This is a genomic window from Sphaerisporangium perillae (assembly GCF_023276435.1).
Lineage (GTDB): Bacteria > Actinomycetota > Actinomycetes > Streptosporangiales > Streptosporangiaceae > Sphaerisporangium > Sphaerisporangium perillae.
On sequence record NZ_JALLPO010000025.1, the window covers coordinates 92,330 to 116,743 of the forward strand.

A 24,414-nucleotide genomic window follows, 5' to 3' on the forward strand; every position below is an offset into this window, starting at 1 on the left:
AGCCAACCCGCAGTTTCCGAACGGTCATGAGGCTGCCATCACCTGGCAACGGACTGGTAGATCGTCTTGTAGTTCTCGGCGATCCGGCTCCAGGTGCGCTTGGCGGCGACCTCGGCGCGACCGGCCTCGCCCATCTCGGCCCGGCGGTCCGGATCCTCACGCAGCCCGGCCAGCGCCTTGGCCAGCTCGGCGGGATCGCCCGGCGGTACGAGCAGCCCGGCGCCGTCGGAACCGACCAGCTCGGAGAGCGCGGGAAGATCGCTCAGCACGACCGGCTTGCCGAGCGCCATGGCCTCCACCGGCTTGAGCGGGGTGACCAGGCGGCACACGCGCAGATCCTCGCGCGGGCAGACGAAGATGTCGATGGCCGACTGGGCCTGCAGCGCCTCCTCGGGCCCGACCCGGCCCGGCAGGATCGCCAGGTCGCCCAGGCCGAGCTTCTCCACCTGCGCGAGCAGGGCGGGGCGCTCGGAGCCGTCTCCGACGATCAGCACGCGCACGGGCGTCCCGGCCTCGCGCAGGAGCGCGGCGGCCGACAGCAGCGTCGCGAAGCCCTCGTAGCCGACGATGCTCGACACCGAGCCGACGACGATCTCGTCCGGCGAGATGCCGTACGCGGACCGGAACGCGGCGCCGTCGTAGTCGGCGGTCAGCAGCGTGTCGTCCACGGCGTTCGGCGCCAGGAAGATCTTCTCGCGGGGCACGCCACGCTCGACGATCTCGGCCGCCATCGTCTCGGCCAGGGTCACCACGGCGTTCGCCGAACGCATGATGTGGGCCTCCCGCTCACGCTGGAGCAGGTGACGTTCGCTGCCGACCCTCGCCGGGTCGCGCGAGGCCCAGGTCTCCTCCAGGAAGCCCCGCACCTCGTACACCAGCGGCGTGCCGGTGCGCTCGCGCACGGCGAGCCCGACCGAGCCGTTGCGGTGGTCGGTGGCGGCGTGCAGCACCTGCGGCCGCAGCGTCCTGACCAGCTCGCTCACCTCGCCGGCCCCCCGGATCATCCGGCCGCGGCTCTCGAACGGCACCTCGCCGCTCGGCAGCAGCCGGTGGTAGGGGACGCCGTCGATCTCCTCGTACGGCTCGGCGTCCGCGTGCCCCTGCAGCATGGGCCAGCCCCAGCTCGTCACCACGTGCGGGTCGAGCCCGGCGGCGCGCTGAGCGGTCACGATGCGGTGGGTGCGGACCGTGTACCCCGCCTGGGTGTACGGCAGGGCGTTGGTCACGCAGTGCAGCACGCGGCCCTCGACACGCTCGCCGACGATCACCTTGGACTTGGGCGGGATCGGCGTCGTGCCGATCGCGGCCTTCTCACCCTCGTAGTAGGCGATCCTCCGGCGGATGAACGGCCAGCGCGCGTGCGGCTGGAGCACCTCGATGGCCTTGGTCATCCGGCCGCGCTCGAACTCGGCCTTCGCCGCCTCGAGCGGCCCGTCCGCCATGCGCCGGGCGATCTTGCGCGCGGTCACCCGGACGACGCGCGCCACCGGCCAGGCGACCTTGCCTACGGCTGGACGCAAGCGTGGCGGCATGGCCTCCGCCGCCGCCTGCGCCACCCGCATAGGGTCGGACTTGACCCTGGTGACGAAGACCCTGGAGACGATGACCGGATGCTGGACGAAGCCCTTGAGGAAGCCGCGCAGGCCGGCACGAGCCGACTTGGGGGAGACCTTCTCGGGCCGGCTGGCCTCGGAAACCACGCCGTGACCGTACCATAGGCAACGCTTGGCCTATCTGGTCAACAGTTGACCCACTCCCGGCTGAAAGGCGAGGTCAATGAGGGACAATCCCCTCGTTCTGCACGTGCTGGGCGCTCGTCCGAACTTCGTCAAGGCGGCACCGGTGGTGCGCGGCCTGGCCGAGCTGGGGGTCCGGCAGGGCATCGTCCACACCGGGCAGCACTACGACGCGCTCATGTCCGACGTCTTCTTCGCCGACCTCGGCCTGCCCGAGCCGATCGCCAACCTGGCCGTGGGCTCCGGCAGCCACGCGCGGCAGACGGCCGCGCTGCTGACCGGCCTGGAGGAGGTCGTCCTCGAGCACAAGCCGGACCTGGTCGTCGTCTACGGCGACGTCAACTCCACGCTCGCCGCGATCCTGGTCTGCGCCAAGCTCCAGGTCCCGACCGCGCACGTCGAGGCCGGCCTGCGGTCCTTCGACCGGGAGATGCCCGAGGAGGTCAACCGGGTCGTCACCGACGCGCTCGCCGACATCCTGCTGGTGACCAGCCCCGACGGGCTCTCGCACCTGGCGAACGAGGGGGTCTCCCCCGCCAAGGTCCACCTGGTCGGCAACCCCATGATCGACAGCCTGTTCTCGGCGCTGCCGAAGCTCGACCCCGAGCCGGTGAAGGCGCGGCTCGGCCTGCCCGAGCGGTACGCCGTCGCCACGCTGCACCGCCCGGGGAACGTCGACGACCCCGAGTCGGCCCGCGAGCTGGTCGAGGCGGTGCTGGCGGTGGGCGAGCAGGTGCCGATCATCGTGCCGCTGCACCCACGCGGCCGGGCGCGGCTCGCCGAGGCCGGGCTGGTGACCGGCGACAACCTCACGATCGTCGATCCGCTCGGGTACATCGACTTCCTCTCCCTCGTGCGGGGAGCGGCGCTGGTCGTCACCGACTCCGGCGGCGTGCAGGAGGAGACGACCATGCTGGGCGTGCCCTGCCTGACCGTCCGGCCGAACACCGAGCGGCCCATCACGATCACCCACGGCACCAACCGCCTGGTCACCCCGGCGACGCTGCCCGCGGCGGCGTCCAAGGCGCTCGCGGACGGTGCGGCGACCCCGAGCGGGGAGCTGCCGCCGCTGTGGGACGGCGCGGCGGGGCCGAGGATCGCCCGGGTCATCGAGGCGTGGCTGCGCGGCGAGAACCTCTCGCCCGCCGCGCAGGCGGTCCCGCCGACGAGCTGATCTCCCGCCGCCCTGGCTTGCGCCAGTGATCTGGGCATTCGGGAGAAATCACCCGACGCCGGGCGGCCGAAGCCGTACGATCGAACATCCCGGGCAACGAGCCTGAGCTCGCGAAGCTCGTGCAACTCGCGGATTTACGAGGGAGCAAGTCCGACCATGGCCGATGACCAGAACAATCCGGACGAGCCGCGTTTCCAGCGTCTCGGGGCGGCGAACTGGCTGCCCGAGGAGCGCAAGGTCGTCGAGCGCTACGAGGAGCGCATCCGCGACCTCGAACGCCGCCTGGCCACGGCCGAGGCGCGGGCCGAGTACGCCCAGTGGCAGCTCTCCGCCACCAAGGCGCAGCGCCCGTACCGCGTCAGCACCGCGCTCGCCGGCGTGAAGCGCCCGTCCAGGCTCGTACGGCTCCCGCGTGACCTGTCCAAGGCCATGAAGCCCAAGAAGGCGCCCAAGCCGCCCGCGACGGTGACCGCGAGCGCCGCCGCCATCGACGCCGTGCTCGCGCACGCCCCCGAGGTCAAGATCCCGAACCTCGCGTGGCCGGAGGGGCCGGTCAGCCGGCCCGACCTCAAGGTCGCCGTCATCCTGGACGACTTCTCGCGGATGGCGTTCAAATACGAGTGGGACCAGATCGAGTTCGGCCTCAAGGACTGGCAGGAGATCTTCGCCGAGAAGCGTCCCGACGTGCTGTTCTGCGAGTCGGCCTGGCACGGCAACCAGGCGCGCTGGCGCTACCAGATGACCGGCACCAACGCGCCCAAGCAGGAGCTGCGCGACCTGGTGAGCTGGTGCCGCGAGCAGGGCATCCCCACGGTCTTCTGGAACAAGGAGGACCCGCCCAACTTCGACTTCTTCATCGACACAGCGAAGCTGTTCGACTACGTGTACACGTGCGACGGCGACATGGTGCCGAAATATCGCGAGATATTGGGCCATGACCGGGTGGACGTGCTGCAGTTCGCCGCCCAGCCGCGCGTGCACAACCCGGTCCAGACCAAGCAGGGCCGCCCGTACGACGTGGTCTTCGCCGGCATGTACTTCCGCGACAAGCATCCCGAGCGGCGCGAGCAGATGGAGACCGTGATCGCCCCCACCAGGGAGCTCGGCCTGCACATCTTCGCCCGCAACGACAAGGCCGGCGACAAGTACGCCTGGCCGGAGGAGTACCGCCCGCACATCGTCGGCGAGCTGCCATACGAGCAGATGCTGGCCGCGTACAAGATGTACAAGGTCTTCCTCAACGTGAACTCGGTGATCGACTCGCCGACCATGTGCGCCCGGCGCGTGTTCGAGCTGTCCGCGTGCTCCACCACCGTGCTGTCCGGCTGGTCACGGGCCATCGAGGAGACGTTCGGGCCGCTGATCCCGATCGCCCACACCCAGGAGGAGGCCTACAACCAGGCCCTCTACCTGATCAACAGCCCGGAGCTGCGCGCCAGGCAGGCCCACCTGGCCATGCGCGAGGTCTTCGACAAGCACCTCTTCTCCCACCGCGTCGACCAGATCCTCACCGCGCTCGGCCGCCCGGTCGTGACCCGTACCAAGAACGTGTCGGTCGTCCTGCCCACCAACCGCGCGGGCCAGCTGGAGCACGCCATCGCGCAGGTCGCCCGCCAGCGCCACCGCGACCTCGAGCTGATCCTCGTCCTGCACGGCCTGGACATCGACCCCGAGGTGGTCAAGGACAAGGCCCTGGCCGCCGGCGTCCCCGCCGTCAAGGTGCTCACCGCCGACGCCTCGCTCACCCTCGGCGAGGTGCTGAACCTCGGCATCGCCCAGGCCGACGGCGACTACATCGCCAAGATGGACGACGACAACCTCTACGGCGCCCACTACCTGTCGGACCTGCTGCGCGCCTTCGACTACGCCGACGCGGAGATGGTCGGCAAGGGCGCCCACTACACCTACTTCCCGGCCACCAACACGACGGTCATGCGCCTGCCCGGCCTGGAGCACCGGTACGCCCACCTGGTGCAGGGCGCCACGATCCTCGCCAAGGCCGACCTGCTGCACACCTTCGCCTTCGAGGCGGTCAACGCCGGCGAGGACACCCGGCTCGTCCGGCGCTGCAAGGAGGAAGGCGTCCGCATCTACTCGGCGGACCGCTTCAACTTCGTCTACATGCGCGGCGCCGACGCCTCCGCCCACACCTGGAAGGCCCAGGACTACAAGCTCACCCGCAACGCCCAATTCTCCTTCATCGGCCACCCCGAATCCCACGTCATGATCTGACCCGCCGGTGACGGACGTCACGCCTTGCCAGAGGGCCAGACAACCTCGGGCGGGGTGCCGGCATTGGGCGTCCGGATCGGGTGGGGGCGGGTGGCGGTGTACCAGGCGAGGAACAGGACGCCGAGGAACACCAGTCCGTAGAGGTCGATCCCGACCCCGGACGCTCCGAGCCCGGACGGACCGGCGAGCGCCTTCATGGCGGCGCACGTCAGGAACACCGGCGCTCCGGACGCCAGCACGTGGAGCGACCGCGACCGTACCGCCAGTTCGGCGGCGACGAGGTCATCGCTCGCGTGCGCCACGGGGCGGCGCGACAGACTCACCTGCAGCGCACAGCTGAGCAGGGTGACGAGAACGGCGATAAGAAGACCCGGTAGAGGTAAGATCGAACACCTGGAAAGTGCTCCTCGAACTGGTCAGATCAAATGCTTGGTCGCTTTGATTTCACCAGTTCAGGGGCACTTTCTGCATGTAGTTGGACTAGTCGATCAAGTCTGCCGTGATTACTTGAGGCTAGGGCTTCAGGGGGTCGGCGCACCACCGGCCCCAATCGGAGCTTGGGTGGCCGCCACGCCAAGCGCATGATCCACCCGCCCAGTCCGGAGGGTCATGCGAGATGGACGGCGTGATCCGCTCCGCCGAGGACTCGGGGGATGACCTCTTGTTCGATCTGGTTGTCGGTGAAACATTGCTTCTATACCTAATCGGCAGTTCCCGATCGAAATGGTGGGGATTATGCGGGTCATCGGGGCGGGGTTCGGGCGTACGGGGACGCTTTCTCTCAAGACGGCTCTGGAGCGGCTCGGCTTCGGTCCCTGCCACCACATGACGGAAGTGCTCCGGCGGCCGGGGCAGGTCCGGCGCTGGCTCGCCGTGGCCAAGGGAGAGTCCGCGGACTGGGACACCGTCATGGACGGCTACCAGTCATGCGTGGACTGGCCGGGCGCCGCGTACTGGCGCGAACTCGCCGAGCACTACCCCGAGGCCAAGGTCATCCTGAGCGTGCGGGACCCTCAGCGCTGGCTCGAGAGCATGAACGCGACCATCCTCAAGCAGCGTGAGCGGGGCTCGACGCTGTCCGGCAAGCTCATGATGCGGTTTTCGTCGCTACTGGGCACTGACTACGCCTCCTTCATCGCGATGACCGGACTGGTCGTCACGGGGCGCTCCTTCGGTGGTCGCATGGACGATCCCGAACACCTGTTGAAGACCTTCCGGGCGCACAACGAGGAGGTCAAGGCGGCGATCCCTCCGGAGCGGCTGCTGGTCTTCGAGGTCCGGCAGGGATGGGAACCGCTGTGCGGGTTCCTCGGGGTGGCGGTGCCCGACGAGCCCTTCCCCCAGGTCAACGACTCGGCGGAGTTCCATGCCCAGGCCAGGGCCCGTGTCGCCCCACTGCTCCTACGGCGAAGCTGACCGGCCCGCGGCACCGCCGCCGTACGTCCCCCCGCCCCAGGCCCCTCACCCGCCACCTTTGACCTTGTCTTTCTTGTGGGCTTATGCGGTATTCGCCGTTCATGGGCGGTTCTGGGGAATGTGAACGGCGATGAGAGAGTTGCGTACTTCCGGGATGGTCGCGCCCATGGTGAGGCGCGTCCGCCCACATGTAAATGATCAACGCACAAGGAGAGCTTTCCGACGTGACGACGGTAACGACGTCCAAAGGCATCGGTCTCAGGTCGGAGCGCGGTCCGGTACTCGCCGCCATCATGCTCTGTACCGGCTTGGTGGCCCTCGACAGCACGATCATCGCGACGGCGGTCCCCTCGGTCGTCAGCGATCTGGGAGGGTTCTCCCAGTTCCCCTGGCTGTTCTCGATCTACCTGCTCACGCAGGCGGTCACCGTGCCCCTGTACGGCAAGTTCGCCGACATCTTCGGACGCAAGCCGGTGATGTTCTTCGGGATCGCCGTCTTCCTTCTCGGGTCGGTGCTGTGCGGCATCGCGTGGAGCATGCCCGCGCTCATCGCCTTCCGCGCGTTGCAGGGCATCGGCGCGGGAGCCGTCCAGCCCATGAGCATCACGATGGTCGGCGACATGTACTCCGTCGAGGAGCGCGCACGCGTACAGGGTTACGTGGCCAGCGTGTGGGGCGTGTCCGCCGTGATCGGCCCCACCATCGGCGGGCTGTTCTCCGAGTACCTCTCCTGGCGCTGGATCTTCTTCATCAACCTGCCGCTCGGCGCCGTCGCCGCCTGGATGCTCGCCCGGCGGTTCAAGGAGCAGGTCACCCGCAGCACCCACAAGATCGACTACCTGGGCGCGGTGCTGCTCACCGCCGGGTCCTCACTGATCATCCTCGGCCTGCTGGAAGGCGGGGTCGCGTGGGGCTGGGGATCGGCTCCCAGCCTGCTCATCTTCGCGGCCGGTCTGGTCATGGTCGCCGCCTTCCTGCTCGTGGAGCGCAGGGCGGTCGAACCCATCCTGCCGCTGTGGGTGTTCCGCCACCGCGTCCTCATCGGCGGCAACCTCGTCGGGCTGAGCGTCGGCGCGCTCATGATCGGGCTCACCTCCTACATCCCGACCTTCACCGAGGGCGTGCTCGGCACCGGCGCCCTCGTGGCCGGCTTCGCCCTGGCCGCGCTCACCATCGGCTGGCCTCTCGCCGCGACCTTCTCCGGCCGCCTCTACATGCGCATCGGCTTCCGCGACACGGCGCTCATCGGCAGCGGCGTGGTCCTGGCCGGCGTCGTCATGTGCGCTCTGCTCGGCCGGCAGGCACAAGTATGGGAAGTGGCGGCGGCCTGCTTCGTCGTCGGCGCCGGCCTCGGGCTCGCCTCCAGTCCGACGATGGTCGCCATCCAGTCCGTCGTCGGCTGGGAGCGCCGCGGCGTCGTCACCGCGACCAACATGTTCTGCCGCTCCATCGGCAGCGCGGTCGGGGCCGCCGTCCTCGGCGCCATCTCCAACGCCACGTTGTCCGACCGCTTCGCCCACCCGCCCGCGGCCCTGGCCGGCAAGCTGCCGAACAGCGTGGACGCCACGAGCCTCGTCCTCGGTGCCCAGGGCCCGGCCGCGCAGTCCGCCATGGCCTCCTTCGTCCGCAGGGCCCTGTACGACGCGAGCCACCACGTCTTCCTCGCCCTCCTGGTGGTCGCCGTCCTCAGCGTCGGCGCCTTCCTCCTCATGCCGAGGCGTACGGAAGAGCTCACCTTCGACTGATCACGGCGGCCGGCCACTCTCCGGACCGTCCGTGACTGCGCCAATGCTCTGCTCTCAGCGGCAGCCGGCATGACATCCGTCCGGCCGGGAACGGTTTCAGATGATGAGCGGACTCCAACGTTCTTCACCGTCCGCCCCTCGCGGTGGCCGGTCATGGACGCCGAACACCACGAGGGAAGAACACCGACCGCCCCGATAGGGGAGACACCATGGCGATCTCTCTCAACCACACGATCGTCCCCGCACGAGACAAGCGCGCCTCGGCCGGCTTCCTCGCGGGCATCCTCGGCCTGCCTGTCGGCGAACCGATCGGCCCCTTCGTGCCGGTGCGCGTCGGGGAGCTGACCACACTCGATTTCGCCGACGCCGACTTCGCCGCCAGAGGCGTCAGTGAGATCGCCCCGCACCACTACGCGTTCGCCGTCGACGAGGCCGAGTTCGACCAGATCTTCGACAGGATCGTGCGGGCGGGCCTCGACTACTACGCCGAGCCCCACGAGCCCAAGCACTTCGGTGAGATCAACACCTCGCGCGGCGGGCGCGCGGTCTACTTCGACGATCCCGACGGCCACGTCATGGAGGTCCTGACCACCGCCACCTCCTGATCCTGGCGGGAACCCGACTCCCTTACCGACGGTCGCCCGCGTGGTCGACGATGCCGTAGGCCATCTGGGCTCGACGGCTCGACGGCTCGACGGCTCGACGGCTCGACGGCAATCCTACGAGCCGAGGGGCGCACCCGACCGTTCCCCGCACCACTGCCACGCGGCCCATACCGTCTTGCCGGTCCCGGTCTCGTCCGCGCTGTGGACGACACCCCACCGGTCCGAGAGCGCCTCGACGATGGCCAGCCCCCGGCCGTGGATGGCCTCCGGACTCAAGTCGAGGCGACGTGGGTCCTCCGGGCCGTGGTCGGTGACCCGTACGCACAGCTCTTCCGTCGTCGCCCACAGCGAGAGCCGTACCGGCGGCCTGCCGTACACGACGGCGTTGCCCAACAGTTCGCTGACCACCAGCACAAGGTCGTCGGCGAGTTGTGGCGGTACGCCCCAGCTCCGGCACGTGCCGCGCACCATGCTCCTGGCCTTCCCGACGATCGATGGCTCGCAGGGCAGGTCCCAGCACACGGTACGGAGACCGTCCGGAGTGGCGATCATCGAAGCTCCTTGTCGGAGGAGATGGGGGGATGTCTTCTGCCGCCCGTTCATACCGCCCTCTGACAGCGGCTCTCGTACCGGAAAGGCCCCGCCGCACAGCGCCGGCGAACGGCACGAATCACTCTTGTAAGCTCCACCACGGGATCGGACCTCCATCGTCCGTCTTAAGGAGGCCGTCCGGTGTACGCGCACCGCGACGGCCTCCGCATTCAATGGACAGGGAACGCTGAATGACCTTCACCAAAAAGGCCATAGCGAGCCTTGTCGGGACATATAGCAAATTCTGCGATATTCCGAGGTCTACCCTCCCTCCAAGATGGCTTCGGTCGCATCGCCCGGCCGCGCGAGCAGCCTGTCCATTAGCATGCTGACAGGCGGGACTCGAAATCCGCAACAGACAAATCTCAATGCGGAAAATGTTCCGTTAGAGGAGAAAATACCTAACGCGCAATCTGGGCAGGATTACGACATGACAGGCAGTCCGACGGTCAAGCGGCGACGGCTTTCCCAAGAACTACGCCGGCTTCGCCTTCTAGCCGGATTCAACGTGACCGAGGCGGCGAAGCTGCTGGAGTGGGACCCCGCCAAGGTGACCAGGATGGAGCGTGGCCAGTGGAAGCTCCCCAGCATCCATGACATCCGCCTGCTACTCGATCTCTACGGAGTCACCGAAGACGACCGGCGTGAGGTGCTGGTCACTTTGGCCCGCGAGGCGCGTCAACGTGGATGGTGGGAGAAGTACCAGGACGTCTTCCGCAGCAGTCTTCCTGATTTCGAGGCAGGTGCCAGCGCCATCCGCACCTGGGAGATAGTGCTGATTCCCGGTTTGCTACAGACGGAACAGTATGCGAAGGCCGTCTGGCAGGCAGGGCAGGTACTCGATCAAGAACTCATCGAGCGTCATGTAACAGCCCGCCTCACCCGGCAGCAGGTGCTCGTCCGGGAGAATCCGCCCTCGTTCTTGGCCCTCATCGACGAGGCGGCGTTGCGGAAGCGGATCGGCGGAGCGGAAGTGATGCGCGGGCAGATCCATAAACTCATCGAGATGGCGGCTCGCCCCAACATCACCATCCAGATAGTCCCCGACTCGGCAGGTGCTCATCCGGCCCTGGAAGGCGCCTTCGTCATCCTGGACTTCCCCGAAGATCCCAGCCTGGTTTACACGGTCACCACCACTGACAGCCTCTGGCTGGAGAAGCCCTCGGAGTACCAGCGCTATAGCTTTATTTTCAGTCATGTGATGACATCGGCCCTGTCACCTGACGAGTCGGTGCGACATATGACAGCACTGGCGAACCTACTCGAGGGATGAACGTCAATGGATCAGGGCATCAGAGGTCTCACCTGGCGCAAGAGCACTCTGAGCGGAGCCAACAACGACAACTGTGTCGAGGTGGCGGACCTCCCGGGCGGCGGGCGGGCCGTACGGGACAGTAAGTACCCGAGTGGGCCGATGCTGACGTTCACCTCCGGCGCGTGGCGGGCGTTCGTCCACGACGTCAAGCGTGGCGGCATCCGCTGATTCCAGGCACCGTCCAGGAGAACCTGTGTCCGCGACGACCACCATCACGATCGACGCCCCGGTCGCGACCCTGATCAACGTGTTCACCGTCCAGCCCGACCGCCGGCGCGAGCTCGTCGACCTGCTGGTCTGCGCCACCGAGGAGGTCATGCGGACCGGGACCGGGCGGCGTACCGCCATGACCTTCGTCTAGGCTCCGCCCATGCCCTCGCCTACCTCCAGCACCCGGTCCGGCACGTTGAAGGAACCGAGCCGGCCGAAGGTGAAGGCGGCCTTGACCAGGGCGGAGTTGCCCGAGCACGACCTCGTGGACGACGCGACGTGCCGGTCTCTCGAGTACAAGGCCATCGACCTCTCGTTCCGCGACACCGACGCGGCCGAGTTCGAGGGCTGCCGCTTCATCGAGACGGGGTTCTCCGGTACGAGGATGCGACGGGGCGGCTTCTCCGATGTGGACCTCCAGCGATGCGATCTCTCCAACATGGTCGCCACCTCGTCGACCATGCATCGGACCTGGGTCAGCGCCGGACGGCTGACCGGCATGACGTGGTCAGAGTGCGCGTTCCGCGACGTCCTGGTCGAGGACTGCCGGGTCAACCTGGCCGGATTCAGATTCTCGACGTTCAAGAACACCGTCTTCCGCGACTGCGACATGCGGGAGGTCAACTTCCAGAACGCGGATCTGCGGGGGGTCAGATTCGAACGCTGCGACCTGACGGGTGCCCAGTTCTCAGGCGCCCAGATGGCAGGCGCACGCTTCGCCGACTGCGTGCTGCTGGGGATCGGCGGCGTGACCAGCCTCGCGGGCGTCATCATCAAGGCCCGGGACGCGCAGGGACTGGTCTACAGCTTGGCGAGCGCCATGGGCATCGTCATCGAGAACTGACCCGGTGATCCAACAGTCCCGACCAGGTGGGCACTCCACCTCCGTCCGCCGCGAATCCTCTTCTGCGATCAGATCAGATCAACCACGGTTTCGACCGGAATCGGCAGCATGCCGGACCACCGTGTCGATCGCCTCACCGCGGCCGTAACGACACGGGCCCCGGCAGGGGCCCACCGCGCGCCGCACGAGGATGCGTACGGCAGGCTGGTGGCATGAAGCTGTTTTCGCCGGTCCCACTGGCCGAGTGGCAGAACACCAAAGAGACGCTGCACCGTTTCCTCCAGGTGGTGGGCAAGATCCGGCTCGCCGCCGGGGTGCGGCGCAACCACTGGTGGAACGCCCCGTTCCACCTGACCGGGCGCGGCCTGACCACCCGCCCCATGGGGCAGGCAGACGGCAACCCGATCTTCACCATCGACTTCGACTTCGCCGGCCACCGGCTCGACATCGCCAGGCTCGACGGCAAGGCGGTCTCGTTTCCCCTGTACGGGCGGTCGGTGGCGTCGTTCTATGAGGACACCATGCAGGCGCTGGCCGACCTGGACATACACCTGCGCATCGACATACCGCGGCCGTTCGACCTGCCCGACTCCGAGCGGCCGTTCGCCGAGGACACCGAGCACGCGACCTACGAACCCGCCATGGTCACCCGCTACTGGCAGGTCCTGAGCCAGGTCAACCTGCTGCTGGAGGAGTTCGCCGCGAGCTACTCAGGAAAGATCAGCCCGGTGCACCACTTCTGGCACACGTTCGACATCGCCTGCACCCGGTTCTCCGAGCGCCACGTCGACCCCTCGCCCGACGCCGATCCGGTGACCCGCGAGGCGTACTCCCGGGAGGTGATCAGCGCGGGGTTCTGGTTCGGCGACGACACCTTCCCCGAGCCGGCCTTCTACTCCTACACCGCCCCCGAGCCTGAAGGGCTGGAGAACGAACCCCTGCTGCCGCCGGCCGCCCAGTGGACGGCGCGAGGCGGGAGCCACCTGGCGGTGCTGCGCCACGCCGATGCCCGCGCCGACACCGATCCGCACGCCGCGGTGCTGGCGTTCTACGAGAGCGCCTACCGGGCGGGGGCTCGGCGCGCCGGATGGGACGTCGCCCGGCTGGCCTGCCCGGGTGGCATCACCGACCCGCTACTGCGTGTCAAAGCGTGACCGCCGGGCGCCCACCTTTGAGCCGTCGAGTCTTGATCCATCGAGGTTGACACGAGCTGTCGCCGATGTGGACGATCCTCCGCGATCATCGACAGATCATCCGAATGCGGTACGGCCAAGTCGTCCCATCGGACGCGTCATGGGAGGCTCGGCGGATGGACGACATCTGGGATCTGGTGGTGGTCGGGGGCGGCCCGGCGGGGTCGGCGGCGGCCATCCGGGCCAAGCAGCTGCGGCCGGACGCCCGGGTGCTGCTGCTCGACAGAGCGGACTTCCCCCGCGACAAGGCCTGCGGGGACGGCATCGCCGCCCACGGCCGCGAGGAGCTCGCCGTGCTCGGCGTCCCGGACCTGATCGACGACTACCGTCCGACGCGGCGGCTGTCGGTCGTGTCGCCCGGCGGCGCAGAGGTGCTCGCCACGGTCGCGCGGCCGAATTACGTCGTCCCCCGGAAGGTCTTCGACGCCCGCCTCGTCGACGCCGCGCGGGCCCGTGGCGTCGAAGTGCGCCGCCACCGCGTCCGAGCCCTCACCGCGCACGGTGACCGCGTCGTCCTGGACGGCGCCGTCACCGCCCGCGCCGTCGTCGCCGCCGACGGGGCGAACTCGGCCGTACGGCGCCTGATCGGCCTGCCGGCGAGCCCCGAGAAGCACACCGCGATCGCCGTGCGCGGCTATGCCGACGTGCCCGCCGACGACGACGTCCAGTTCATCGCCATGCAGAAGGACGGCTGGCCCGCCTACGCCTGGTCCTTCCCCATCGGGGACGGAACGGCGAATGTCGGCTTCGGGATGCTGCTGCCCCGGCTGCACGCCACCGGCCTGCCCGGCCGTGAGGTGCTCCACGGCCGGCTCGCCGAACTGCTGCCCCACCTGCCGGCGCGTGACCTGCGCGCTCACCACCTGCCGCTGTCGCCGGGCCGTCCGAGGCCGGGAGCGGGGAGGGTGATGCTCGCAGGGGACGCCGCGAGCCTCATCAACCCGCTCACCGGTGAGGGCATCTACTACGCGCTGGTCTCCGGCCGCCTCGCCGGCGAGGCCGCGGTCGCGGCGGCCGGGAACCCGCTGGCCGCCTACCGTCGCGGGTTGCGGGATGCCCTCGGGCGGCACCTGCTCACCACCGACGTGCTGGCCCGCGCCGCCCAGTCGCCGGGCTTCATCGACGCCGCGATCGATACCGCCGCCCGGCGCAAGGAGGTCTTCGACCTGCTCGTGGACGTCGGCCTCGGCGCCGGCACGGTACCGCTGCCGCTCGCCTTCAGCGTGATCCGGCGCTGGCTCCTGAACGGCGTCCAGAAGAAATAGTGCGGTGCCGCTGCCCGTCCTAGGGGCGGACGCGCGCGCGGGTGAGCATCGACAGGCTGAGAAAGTGGTCTCCGGGCAAGCGGCGAGCGGGCGGGGACCTCGGTCAGGCGTACTGGCGGTCGCGGTCCTGGGAGGCGGCGGAGAGCCGGTTGCGCTGCGGGACGACGGTGTAGCGGGGGTCCTCGGTGGAGGCGACCCCGGCCGAGAACACGCCCAAGCGGAGGCAGGCCGACCCGGCCATGAAGGCGGCGCCGGAGAGCAGCGCGAGGGCACGGCTGCGACCGGCGACCAGCGCCCCGGCGGTCCCCGCCAGAGCCAGCGCCTCTGCCGCGCGGAGCAGGCTGCCCGCCCGGCCGCGCTCGTAGGATTCGGCGATCATGCCGATGCGGCGGCGCATGAGCCGTCCCGCGGCCAGTTCCAGGGCCGCGCCGAGGACGGCCGCTCGGCGGGCCGGGGCGTTCTCCGACCGAGGCGTCGCGATCAAGGCGGCGCCCGCCGCCGTGGCCGTGGCCGAGCCGGCGAACAGGAAGGGCATCTCACGGTGGCCCTCGTGCCAGGCCGGTACGGCGGTGTCGCTCACCAGCACGGCCGTGTACGTGGTGATCGCCGGGCCGATGACCGCCGCGCCGTAGCAGGCCGCGCGCCCGACCAGCGGCAACTTCCCGGTGAGGTCGCAGAGCGCGCTGACGCCGGCCAGCGGGGCGTACGCGGCCAGCAGCCAGGAGCCCATGTTCATCGGCGAGGTCGGCTTGAAGGTGCGCAGCATGTTGACGAAGCGCGCCGGCCGTCCGAGGTCCTCGACGAGCGCGACCAGCGACAGGGTGATGCCGGCGAGTGCGGCGACCTTGCCCACCCGCGCGAGCGCCGGGCGGCCGGTGAGCTGGCCCCCGGCCGCGAACACCGAGGAGGCGCCGGCCAGGCCGCCCAGGTAGAGGTAGCCGCCGATGTTCACCTCGCGCCAGGTCGGCGGCTTGAGGATCCGGCGGTTGTAGTAGGAGGCGAACTCCTCCGTCATGTGCGCCGCCCGACCATCGACACGGCCTCGCGTGGTCATCTCGCTCCCTGTGCTCGTCGTGCTGGTTTCCGGATACGACCCGCCCGTCTCATCGGCGGCCCCGTGACCGCGGCGGTGCCGGTACCACCGGGGCGGACGCCGCTCACCGGCGTGCCGTGGCGAAGGCGGCGGCGATGCCGCAGGCCAGGGTCAGGGCCGCCACGGCCGCGTGCCGCCACATGGAGGGCAGGTCACGGGTGGTGACCTTGGGCGCCGGGGGCAGCCCGTACACCTCGGGCTCGTCGAGGAGCAGGAAGAACGCGCCGTTGCCGCGGACGCCGTCGGCCGGGTCGTGCCCGTAGAGCCGGGCGTCGGCCACGCCGTCCTGGCGCAGCTCCTGAAGGCGGGCCGCCGCCCGCTGGAGCAGCTCGTCCACCGGTCCGTACTGGATGGACTCGGTGGGGCAGGCCTTGGCGCAGGCAGGCGTGAGGCCATCGACCTGCCGGTCGTAGCAGAGCGTGCACTTGAAGACGCGGCCGTCCTCCTCGCGCTTGTCGATCACTCCGTACGGGCAGGCCGACACGCAGTAGCCGCAGCCGTTGCAGATGTCCTGTTGCACCACCACCGTGCCGAACTCGGTGCGGAAGAGCGAGCCGGTGGGGCAGACGTCCAGGCAGGCGGCGTCGGTGCAGTGCTTGCACACGTCGGAGGCCATCAGCCAGCGCAGGTCGCCCGAGCCCTGATCGCCCGAGCCCTGGCCCTGGTCGCCGGCGCCGTCGGGCGCCTTGACCGGCTTGCGCTGCTCGATGAAGGCGACGTGCCGCCAGGTGGATCCGGACAGCTGCTCGGTGTTGTCGAAGGACATGCCGGTGAGCTCGAACGGCGCGTCGGACGGGAGCAGGTTCCACTCCTTGCACGCCACCTCGCACGCCTTGCATCCGATGCAGACCGAGGTGTCGGTGAAGAAGCCCATCCGTGGCGGATGCTCCGGGTAGCCGGTCTCCTCCTGGACCTGCGGCAGCCTGGTCGCCACCGGTATGGATCGCGCCGCCGTCATCTCGGGCCTCCTGCCGCCGCGCGGGCTCCGCACGTGCGCGTCACCGCCGTCATCTCGGGCCTCCTGCTGGTACGGGCTCGCCGGTGACCGTCATCTCAACGGCCATGGTGTGCGGGCTGGTCGATGCCGGCGCGGCGGCGGAAGGTCTCCACCAGGAGCTGCAGGCCGGGCCCTCGGGGGCGCCGCCCCGGCTGGATGTCCGCGGTGGTCACCTTGGTCTCCTGGATGTCGGCGTTCGGGTCGAGCACGATGGACGTCAGCTCGTTCGCCGGGTCCCCGGTGACGACGCCGTTCGGCCCCCAGTGGTACGGCAGGCCGATCTGGTGGACGACGCGGCCGTCCATGTGGAGCGTCGGCATCCGGTCGGTCACCAGGACGCGGGCCTCGATCGCGCCCCGCGCGCTGATGATCGTGGCCCAGCCGCCGTGCTCCAGCAGGCGCTCCTCGGCGAGTTCGGGCGACACCTCGCAGAACATCTCCGGCTGCAGTTCGGACAAGTGCGGCAACCAGCGGCTCATGCCTCCGGCGGTGAAGTGCTCGGTGAGCCGATAGGTGGTCACCACGTACGGATAGACCTCGCTGCCGGCCGGGTGGTAGCGGTTGCCGGGACGGTCGTAGGTGATCCGGGCCGGGTTGCTGCGCTGCGCGGGGTACAGCAGGTTCTCGGCCGGGGTGTCCTGCGGCTCGTAGTGCACGGGCAACGGGCCGTCCATGAGCCCGGCCGGGGCGAACAGCCAGCCCTTGCCGTCGCCCTGCATGATGAACGGGTCGATTCCGGACAGCGCGTCGGCGCCCTTGGCGTCGTCCGGCGGCCGGTAGTGCGGCGGACGGTCCTCGATGAAGTCGGGCACGTCGTGCCCGGTCCACTTGCCCATCCCCTCGTCCCACCAGACGTACGCCTTGCGCGGGCTCCACGGGTTGCCATCCGGGTCGGCCGACGCGCGGTTGTACAGGGTGCGCCGGTTGAGCGGCCACGCCCAGGCCCATTCGCGGGACGTCCAGCTCTGCTCGGTGTGCGGCTTGCGGCGTGCCGCCTGGTTCACCCCGTCCGCGTACACCCCGCAGTAGATCCAGCAGCCGCAGCTGGTGGAGCCGTCGTCGCGCAGTTCGGCGTAGGCCGACAGGAGCCCCCCGTCGGGGCCGTACCCGTTGATCTCGCGCAGCACGGCGTCCGCGCTGGGCTCGGCGATGTCGCCCTCCACCGGGTAGTCCCAGGTCAGGTCGAGGACGGGCCGGTCGGCAGGGTCGGTGGACGCCCCCAGCCGCTCCCTGATGAGCCGGCCGAGATGGTAGACGAACCACAGGTCGCTGCGGCGGTCGCCGCTGGGCTGCACGGCGGCGTCGTGCCACTGGATGAGGCGGTTGGTGTTGGTGAACGTGCCGTCCTTCTCGGTGTGCGCGGCGGCGGGGAAGAAGAAGACCTCGGTGGCGATCCGGTCGGTGCTCAGCTCGCCGTTCTGGATCTCCTGGCCGTCCTTCCACCAGGTCGCCGACTCGATGAGCGAGAAGTCCCGCACCACGAGCCAGTCGAGGTTGGCCATGCCGAGCCGCTGCAACCGGGTGTTGGCCGATCCGACCGCGGGGTTCTGGCCGAACAGGAAGTAGCCCTTGCAGGTGCCGTCGAGCTGGGCCATCGTCGTGTCGTAGGTGCTGTGCGAGCCGGTCAGCCGGGGCAGGTGGCCGAAGCAGAAGTCGTTGCCGGGCGTCGCCGCGTCCCCGTAGTAGGCCTTGAGCAGGCTGACCACGTAGTTGCGCGCGTCGGCCCAGAAGCCCTTCTGGGTGCTGATGACGTCGACGAAGGTGTCCAGGTCCTCGTCGGAGTGCGCGAACGGCATGGGGATGTAGCCGGGCAGCAGGTTGTACAGGGTCGGGATGTCGCTCGACCCCTGGATGCTGGCGTGGCCGCGCAGCGCCATGATGCCGCCGCCCGGCCGCCCGATGTTGCCGAGCAGCATCTGCAGGATGCTCGCCGCCCGGATGTACTGCGTCCCGACCGTGTGCTGCGTCCACCCCACCGCGTACGCGAAGGCGCTCGTGCGGTCGCGCCCGGAGTTCGAGGTCAGCGCGTCGCACACCCGCCTGAACAGCTCCGGCGGGATCCCGCACGTCTGATGCACGAACTCGGGGGTGTAGCGGGCGAAATGCCGCTTGAGGATCTGGTAGACGCACCTGGGGTCGGTGAGCGTCTCGTCCCGCTGCGGGTGCGCGTTGACGGGGGCGCCGCCGGAGCCGTGCGCCTCGCTGCGGCCGGGCATGTGGTACTCGGCCAGCCGCAGCCGCCGTCCCGACGCCGCCTGCACCCCCGGCCCCTTGTACTGCCAGGTGCCGACGTCGTACATGCGCCTGTCCGGGTCCCAGCCGGAGAAGACGCCGCCCAGGTCCTCGGTGTCGGCGTAGTCGTCGGTGATGATGCTCGCGGCGTTGGTGTAGTTCATGACGTACTCACGGAAGTCCTTCCCCTCCGTCAGGACGTGGTTGATGATCGCCCCGAGGAAGGCGATGTCGGTGCCCGGGCGGATCGGCACGTACAGGTCGGCCAGCGCGCTCGTACGGCTGAAGCGCGGGTCGACGTGGATGATCGTGGCGCCGCGCAGCTTGGCCTCCATCACCCATTGGAAGCCCACCGGGTGCGCCTCGGCGAAGTTGGAGCCCTCGATGATGATGCAGTCGGAGAACTGCAGGTCCTGCATGAACGCCGTGGAGCCGCCCCTGCCGAAGGACGTGCCGAGGCCGGTCACCGTGGAGCTGTGGCAGACCCGCGCCTGGTTCTCCACCTGGACGACGCCGAGCCCGGTCATCAGCTTCTTGATGAGGTAGTTCTCCTCGTTGTCCAGCGTGGCGCCGCCGAGGCTCGCGATGCCCAGCGTCCTTGCCACCCGCCTGCCGTCGCAGTACTCCTGCCAGGTCTCCCGCCGCGTGCTGACCACCCGGTCGGCGACCATGGCCATCGCCGTGTCCAGGTCGAGCTGCTCCCACTCCGTGCCGTACGGCCGGCGGTACAGCACCACGTGCTCGCGGCTGCGGCCGGTCGTGAGCTGGAGGGACGCCGCACCCTTGGGGCAGAGCCTGCCCCGGTTGATCGGAGAGTCGGGGTCTCCCTCGATCTGCACGACCCTCTCGCCGGAGACGTAGACGTCCTGGGCGCAGCCGACGGCGCAGTAGGGGCAGACCGACTTCACCACGCGGTCGGCGGTGGCCGCCCGGGACCGCAACGCGTCGGTGCCGGGCGACCTTACCGCCGCTCCGAGCCCGCAGCGGTCAGGACCGGTGAGCTGCCGCAGCACCGGCCATCTCCCCAGGAACCCGCTCATCCCCATATCGCCCCCCGCCGACTGGTCACCAGGCGAACTCACATGCTCGGGGGGCTCATGCGCTTCCTGCCCGTTCCTCCCCCACGGGGCGGATTCCCAACCTCCGATCTCCGGGACCGGCCATCGCCAGGCAGCACCCATCAGGCCACGTCCGCCTGATTAGCCCGTCAGACGGCGTCCGCCAGACGGTGTCCGTCAGGCGGTGTCCGTCAGGCGTGGGCCGTCAGGTGGAGTCGCCGTACGGGCTGCGGCCGGAGGCGACGGCGGACAGCATCTAGGTCCTCAACGGACCACCGGTGCAGCATGGAATGGTCGTCGAAGCGAATCCCGCGCTGGGCCGCGAGCCAGTCGCAGAAGTGGTCCAGCCTGCTCACGCAACCTCCCCATCGTTCCGACGCAGACCGGGCCATAGTGCTATCAACTCGTCCAGGCCCGCCACAACGAGGTCAGGGCGGTCACCCTCCGGGGCGCCGACGACGTCCTCGGCGCGGTGTGTGCCGGTGGTGACCAGCACCGCCACCGCGCCGGCGGCCTTGGCCATGCGGGACTCGAGCGTGAGGTCGTCGCCGACGGTGAGCACTTCGGACGGCGCGACGCTGAGCCTGCGCGCGGCGATCTCCATCGCGGTGGGAGATGGCTTGCCGAGCACCTCGTAGGAGGTCCCGGTGACGTGCCGGAGCCCGCTGGCGATGAAACCGCTGAGACCGGCCACTGGCCTGCCTCTTGAGGCGAAGCGGCGGGCGTCACTGGTGACCAGTAGCTCCGCGCCGTCCCACAACGCCTCCGCCGCCCGCTGCAACCGGTCGCGGGTGAAGGCCGTGTCCCAGCCGATGACCACGGCGGCGACCTGGCCGTCGTGCGAGTGGTCGACCACCTGCACGCCTTCCTCGATGAGCACGTCGACCAGGCCTGGGCCACCGAACGCGAGCACCAGTTGGTCGCCGAACCGCTTGCGCACCACCTCCGCCGCGACCACCGACGGGGTCAGTACCTCGGCGACGTTGACGTCGATGCCGAGCCCGCGCAACGTCTCGGAGATCGCGGCAGGAGTCTTACTGGACGCGTTCGTGAAGGCCACCAGTGACCGGCCGCTGTGGCGTACAGCGCGCACCAGTTCGACCGCCCCGGGCAGCGCGAATCCGGTGTAGTTGGAGTGCGGGTCGAACAGCGCGAGGCACCCGTCGATGTCGAAGACGACACCACGCACCGCGGCCAGCCGGCCGGCCAGTTCCTCGGTCACGACCGTGGCCGTCATTGCGACTCCGTCCTGCGCGATAGCGTTACCGACTCGTCCCCGCGCGTGAGGTGCAGTGAACGCCAGCGCGGCAGCGCGGTCACCGCGTCGAGAAAGTCCATCAGGGACGCGACCGGCTTCGCGGGGCGCCAGGCGGATGCCGGACCAGCCGCGTCCATGGCGTCGAGCTGATCGCCGGGCAGTACGGACCGCAGCACAACGTCCCCATCGTTCACGTCCCGGCCAAGCGTGGCGCGCACCTGCTCGCGCAGCTGGTCGATCGACGGTTCCGGGCGCGGCTGGTTCAGTTCGCGGGTACGCGGCGAGGACTCCACGCGCTCGCGGATCTCGTCGGCGATCGGCGCGACGGGGGTGCCGAAGTGGCCGAGCACATAGCGGATGATCTCGTCCGGCAGGCGGCTCCACCGCTCACCGCCACCTCGGGTGGCCACCACGTTGAGTACGGCCTGTGTGCCGACGAACTGGCTGTACGGGGTGACCATGATCGGGTAGCCGAGCTCGGCCCGGACCCGGGAGACCTCCTCGAGGACCTCGGGGAGTGCCTCGGACATCCTGACCTCGGCTAGTTGCCTGCGCAGGGTGCCCATCATCCCGCCGGGCACCTGGTGGGCGTGGTAGCTCAGGTCGTACTCGGTTGGCCGGCCGGGTTCGAGGCCCTGTGTCCGGGCGATCGTCGCGATGATCTCCTCGGCCTGGGCCACCGCGTCGAGATCCACGTCGGTCGCGATGCCCACGGTGCCCAGATTCGACACCAGCCGTGTGAGCGAAGGCTGGCTGGTGCCGTTGGCCAGCGCGCCGATCGCGGTGTGCAGCACTTCGACACCGAGCTGTGCCGCGAGCACGTAGACCTGTGGCGCGACGCCGGTGGTGCAGTGGCTGTGCAGTTCGAGCGTTTTGGCGCCCGCGGCGTCCTTGAGTTCGGGGATCAGCGTGGCGGTCCGTTCGACCGTCAGCAGCCCGCCGGGGTCCTTGAGGTAGACGGCGTCGACCGCGCCATCGCCGGCGAGCACGGACGCGGCCTTGCGGTAGATGTCGTCGGTGTGCACAGGGCTTTCGGTGAACGTCACCGCGGCCACGACCTGCTCGACGCCCTCCTCTTTGGCCACGCGCGCCACCGCGAGCGCGGCGCCCGTGTCGTTCATCGGCTCGGCGATCTGGATGCGGCGCAGCCCGGACTCGGCGAGACACCGCAATGCCAGGCGCATCAGCGCCTCCGGCGAGCGATCCCACGACATGAAGCGCATGCCGGTAGTGATCAGCGACAGCGGCGTCTCCGGAACCACCGCGCGCATCCGTCGGATGCGCTCCCACGGGTTCTCCTTGTGCCAGCGCACACCGACGGACAAGTGCGTCGACGAGGTGAAGTCCAGGGCGTGAAAGCCTGCCCGTTCGAGCGCGGGGCCCAGCGCCTCCACCATGCCTGTGGTCAGCCCCGTGGCGCCCCAGAGGCTCTGATTGCCGTCGCGAGTACTGGTGTCGACGATGCGGACTCGTCGCTCGGGAGCCTTCACGCGGCGTGCCCCTTCGATACGGTGCCGGAAGCCGAGGCCGGCGGCCAGACCGTGTCCAGCCAGCGCGTCTCCACGGCTGAGGCGCGGAAATCGGGATGCGCGAGGACGAACTCGTGCAACGGCGCGGTGGTAGTGACCCCGTTGATCTCGGTGGCGCGGACCGCGGCCAGCATCGCGTCGATCGCTTCGACACGGTTGCGTGCGCGGACGATCACTTTTCCCAGAAGGCTGTCGTAATAGGGCGGGAGGAGATAGCCCTCGTAGACGTGGCTTTCGATCCGAATCCCCGGCCCGCGTGGGAACGTCACCCGTGTGATGCGGCCCGGCGCGGGCCGGAAGCCCGCGTATGGGTCCTCGGCGTTGAGCCGGCACTCGAGCACGTGCACCGCCGGTTCGGGAGGGTCATCAGGCAGCCCGTGCGGCTCCCCGAGCGCCAGGCGCAGCTGCGCGGCGACCAGGTCCACGCCGTAGGCCTCCTCGGTCACCGGGTGCTCGACCTGGATCCTGGCGTTCATCTCGAGGAAGACGATGGTCTGCGGGTCCGCTGTGGACTCGGTGTCGAGCACGAACTCGACGGTGCCCGCGCCGCGGTAGCGCAACTGCTCGACCAGGCGCGCCGCGCTCGTGCGCAGCAGGTCGCGCGTGGCGAGGCTCAGGCCCGGCGCCGGGCACTCCTCGATCAGCTTCTGATGCCGGCGCTGTACGGAACAGTCACGCTCCCCGAGCACGGCGACCCCGCCCTCGCCATCGCCGAAGACCTGCACCTCGACATGGCGCGCCGCGGCATAGAAGCGTTCCAGGTACAGCGCCCCGTTGCCGAAACCGGCCTGCGCCTCCGCCGCGGCGACGGGAAGCACCTTGACCAGCTCCGACTCGTCGCGCACGAGCGTGATGCCCCGGCCGCCACCGCCGTGAACGGCCTTGACCAGCAAGGGGAATCCAATCTCGCGGGCAGCGCGAACGGCGGAGGTCTCATCCAACACCACCGCGCCCGGCGCCACCGGAACCCCCGCCTTCTCCGCCACGGCCCGTGCGGAGGCCTTGTCCCCCACTGCGCGCAGCGAGTCCGGCCGTGGGCCTACGAACGCGATGCCGTTGTCTTCGCAGGCCTCCGCGAGGGCAGGCTGCTCGCTGAGAAAGCCGTAGCCGGGGTGGAGCAGGGTCGCGCCCGTGGCGAGCGCGGCCTCGACCATGAGCTCTGCCCGCAAGTAGGACGATGGTGCGGGCGCAGGGCCGACGCATATGGCGCGGTCGGCCAACTGGGCGGCAAGCGAGTCACGGTCGGCATCGCTCACCGCGACCACCGGCGTGAGCCCGAGCCTGCGGCACGCCGCCACGACGCGGACGGCGATCTCGCCACGATTGGCGATCAGCACCGCGGTCACCGCGTCACCTCGTCCGGTGCCACGTCCGGTGCCACGCGGAAGAGCACCTGGCCGAACTCCACCAGATCGCCGTCGGAGGCCACGACCTCGACGACACGACCGGAGGTATTGGCGCTGACAGGATTCATCAACTTCATCACCTCCACAATCGCGACCGTGGTGTCGGCGGCGACCGTGCTGCCGACCTCCACGAAGGGCTCGACGTCCGGCGACGGCTTGCTGTAGAAGGTGCCCAGTATGGGCGCGGTGATCTCCACAAGGTCCGATGAGAGCGTTGCGGAGTGTGGTCGCGGTGTGGCGGTGGCCGTGGGTTCCGGCGCATCGGTGGGTACTGGTGCGGCCGCAGGTGCTGGTGCCGCTGTGGGTACTGGCGGCTCCGCGGAGGCCCGCGGGCGCGCCGCGGGAGCTTGTTCGGTGAAGGCGTCCGGTGTGGTCGACATTCTCAGCCGGAAGCCGGGCATCTGAAGGTCCACGTCGGCGAAGGTCCCGGCGTCGAGCTTCGCGACGAGCTCGGCGATTTCCGCCCACGTGGGCAGGTCCTGCTCCGGGGAGGAGGTCGGGTTGGCGGCGGCCAT

21 protein-coding genes are annotated in these 24,414 nt (G+C 69.5%); 11 read left to right on the plus strand and 10 right to left on the minus strand.

The features are described from left to right. Nucleotides 1-38 precede the first annotated feature (38 nt). Nucleotides 39-1,700: a glycosyltransferase family 4 protein gene (locus MYF83_RS24435; RefSeq protein ID WP_248963000.1), complete on the minus strand. Its 1,662-nt coding sequence runs from the start codon at nucleotides 1,698-1,700 to the stop codon at nucleotides 39-41. A gap of 76 nt (nucleotides 1,701-1,776) precedes the next feature. Here MYF83_RS24435 and wecB point away from each other — a divergent pair, with 76 nt between their 5' ends. After that, nucleotides 1,777-2,910, plus strand: coding sequence for a non-hydrolyzing UDP-N-acetylglucosamine 2-epimerase (gene wecB / locus MYF83_RS24440; RefSeq protein ID WP_248963001.1), 1,134 nt, complete (start codon nucleotides 1,777-1,779; stop codon nucleotides 2,908-2,910). 156 nt (nucleotides 2,911-3,066) lie between these two features. Further along, nucleotides 3,067-5,142 (plus strand): glycosyltransferase family protein, encoded by a 2,076-nt coding sequence (locus MYF83_RS24445; RefSeq protein WP_248963002.1) that lies wholly within the window; start codon nucleotides 3,067-3,069, stop codon nucleotides 5,140-5,142. Between the two features lie 17 nt (nucleotides 5,143-5,159). Here MYF83_RS24445 and MYF83_RS24450 read toward each other — a convergent pair whose 3' ends face one another. Further along, nucleotides 5,160-5,465, minus strand: coding sequence for a hypothetical protein (locus tag MYF83_RS24450; RefSeq protein ID WP_248963004.1), 306 nt, complete (start codon nucleotides 5,463-5,465; stop codon nucleotides 5,160-5,162). A 412-nt stretch (nucleotides 5,466-5,877) separates the two neighbouring features. Here MYF83_RS24450 and MYF83_RS24455 point away from each other — a divergent pair, with 412 nt between their 5' ends. The 3 genes from MYF83_RS24455 to MYF83_RS24465 all read left to right on the plus strand — a co-directional run bounded on the left by MYF83_RS24455 (nucleotide 5,878) and on the right by MYF83_RS24465 (nucleotide 8,908). Continuing rightward, complete coding sequence (locus MYF83_RS24455) at nucleotides 5,878-6,558, plus strand: sulfotransferase family protein (RefSeq protein ID WP_248963005.1); 681 nt, start codon at nucleotides 5,878-5,880, stop codon at nucleotides 6,556-6,558. A 224-nt stretch (nucleotides 6,559-6,782) separates the two neighbouring features. Beyond that, on the plus strand, nucleotides 6,783-8,303 hold the full coding sequence (locus MYF83_RS24460) for an MFS transporter (protein ID WP_248963007.1): 1,521 nt from the start codon (nucleotides 6,783-6,785) through the stop codon (nucleotides 8,301-8,303). A 209-nt stretch (nucleotides 8,304-8,512) separates the two neighbouring features. Next, nucleotides 8,513-8,908 carry a VOC family protein gene (locus MYF83_RS24465; RefSeq protein WP_248963008.1) on the plus strand — a complete coding sequence of 132 codons (396 nt, stop codon included), beginning with the start codon at nucleotides 8,513-8,515 and terminating at the stop codon, nucleotides 8,906-8,908. Between the two features lie 114 nt (nucleotides 8,909-9,022). On the opposite strand, the gene MYF83_RS24470 is transcribed toward MYF83_RS24465, so the two are convergent. Next, complete coding sequence (locus MYF83_RS24470) at nucleotides 9,023-9,460, minus strand: ATP-binding protein (RefSeq protein ID WP_248963010.1); 438 nt, start codon at nucleotides 9,458-9,460, stop codon at nucleotides 9,023-9,025. A 469-nt stretch (nucleotides 9,461-9,929) separates the two neighbouring features. Between MYF83_RS24470 and MYF83_RS24475 the strand changes: the two genes are divergently transcribed. The 6 genes from MYF83_RS24475 to MYF83_RS24500 all read left to right on the plus strand — a co-directional run bounded on the left by MYF83_RS24475 (nucleotide 9,930) and on the right by MYF83_RS24500 (nucleotide 14,326). Further along, nucleotides 9,930-10,772, plus strand: coding sequence for a helix-turn-helix domain-containing protein (locus tag MYF83_RS24475; protein ID WP_248963012.1), 843 nt, complete (start codon nucleotides 9,930-9,932; stop codon nucleotides 10,770-10,772). Between the two features lie 6 nt (nucleotides 10,773-10,778). Further along, on the plus strand, nucleotides 10,779-10,982 hold the full coding sequence (locus MYF83_RS24480) for a DUF397 domain-containing protein (protein WP_248963013.1): 204 nt from the start codon (nucleotides 10,779-10,781) through the stop codon (nucleotides 10,980-10,982). A 25-nt stretch (nucleotides 10,983-11,007) separates the two neighbouring features. Next, nucleotides 11,008-11,175, plus strand: coding sequence for a hypothetical protein (locus MYF83_RS24485; protein ID WP_248963015.1), 168 nt, complete (start codon nucleotides 11,008-11,010; stop codon nucleotides 11,173-11,175). A gap of 9 nt (nucleotides 11,176-11,184) precedes the next feature. Next, on the plus strand, nucleotides 11,185-11,868 hold the full coding sequence (locus MYF83_RS24490) for a pentapeptide repeat-containing protein (protein ID WP_248963016.1): 684 nt from the start codon (nucleotides 11,185-11,187) through the stop codon (nucleotides 11,866-11,868). Between the two features lie 212 nt (nucleotides 11,869-12,080). Continuing rightward, complete coding sequence (locus tag MYF83_RS24495) at nucleotides 12,081-13,022, plus strand: DUF5996 family protein (protein ID WP_248963017.1); 942 nt, start codon at nucleotides 12,081-12,083, stop codon at nucleotides 13,020-13,022. Nucleotides 13,023-13,177: 155 nt separating this feature from the next. Continuing rightward, on the plus strand, nucleotides 13,178-14,326 hold the full coding sequence (locus MYF83_RS24500) for an NAD(P)/FAD-dependent oxidoreductase (RefSeq protein ID WP_248963019.1): 1,149 nt from the start codon (nucleotides 13,178-13,180) through the stop codon (nucleotides 14,324-14,326). Between the two features lie 103 nt (nucleotides 14,327-14,429). Here the strand turns inward: MYF83_RS24500 and nrfD are convergent, their stop codons facing one another. The 7 genes from nrfD to MYF83_RS24535 form a co-directional block, all read right to left on the minus strand. Next, a complete protein-coding gene (nrfD, locus tag MYF83_RS24505) occupies nucleotides 14,430-15,380 on the minus strand; it encodes an NrfD/PsrC family molybdoenzyme membrane anchor subunit (protein WP_248963020.1) in 951 nt (316 codons plus the stop codon). Nucleotides 15,381-15,483: 103 nt separating this feature from the next. Continuing rightward, entirely contained in the window at nucleotides 15,484-16,293 is an 810-nt protein-coding gene (locus MYF83_RS24510; protein WP_248963080.1) for a 4Fe-4S dicluster domain-containing protein, read from the minus strand. A gap of 179 nt (nucleotides 16,294-16,472) precedes the next feature. Further along, the gene (gene fdh, locus MYF83_RS24515) at nucleotides 16,473-19,694 is read right to left on the minus strand and encodes a formate dehydrogenase (protein ID WP_248963081.1); all 3,222 of its coding nucleotides are present in this window, start codon (nucleotides 19,692-19,694) and stop codon (nucleotides 16,473-16,475) included. Nucleotides 19,695-20,058: 364 nt separating this feature from the next. Continuing rightward, nucleotides 20,059-20,943: an HAD-IIA family hydrolase gene (locus MYF83_RS24520; protein WP_248963022.1), complete on the minus strand. Its 885-nt coding sequence runs from the start codon at nucleotides 20,941-20,943 to the stop codon at nucleotides 20,059-20,061. After that, nucleotides 20,940-22,454, minus strand: coding sequence for a hypothetical protein (locus tag MYF83_RS24525; protein WP_248963023.1), 1,515 nt, complete (start codon nucleotides 22,452-22,454; stop codon nucleotides 20,940-20,942). Before MYF83_RS24525 ends, MYF83_RS24520 begins: the two co-directional genes overlap by 4 nt. Continuing rightward, nucleotides 22,451-23,839 carry an acetyl-CoA carboxylase biotin carboxylase subunit gene (locus tag MYF83_RS24530; protein ID WP_248963024.1) on the minus strand — a complete coding sequence of 463 codons (1,389 nt, stop codon included), beginning with the start codon at nucleotides 23,837-23,839 and terminating at the stop codon, nucleotides 22,451-22,453. Before MYF83_RS24530 ends, MYF83_RS24525 begins: the two co-directional genes overlap by 4 nt. Further along, entirely contained in the window at nucleotides 23,836-24,414 is a 579-nt protein-coding gene (locus tag MYF83_RS24535) for an acetyl-CoA carboxylase biotin carboxyl carrier protein (RefSeq protein ID WP_248963025.1), read from the minus strand. Before MYF83_RS24535 ends, MYF83_RS24530 begins: the two co-directional genes overlap by 4 nt.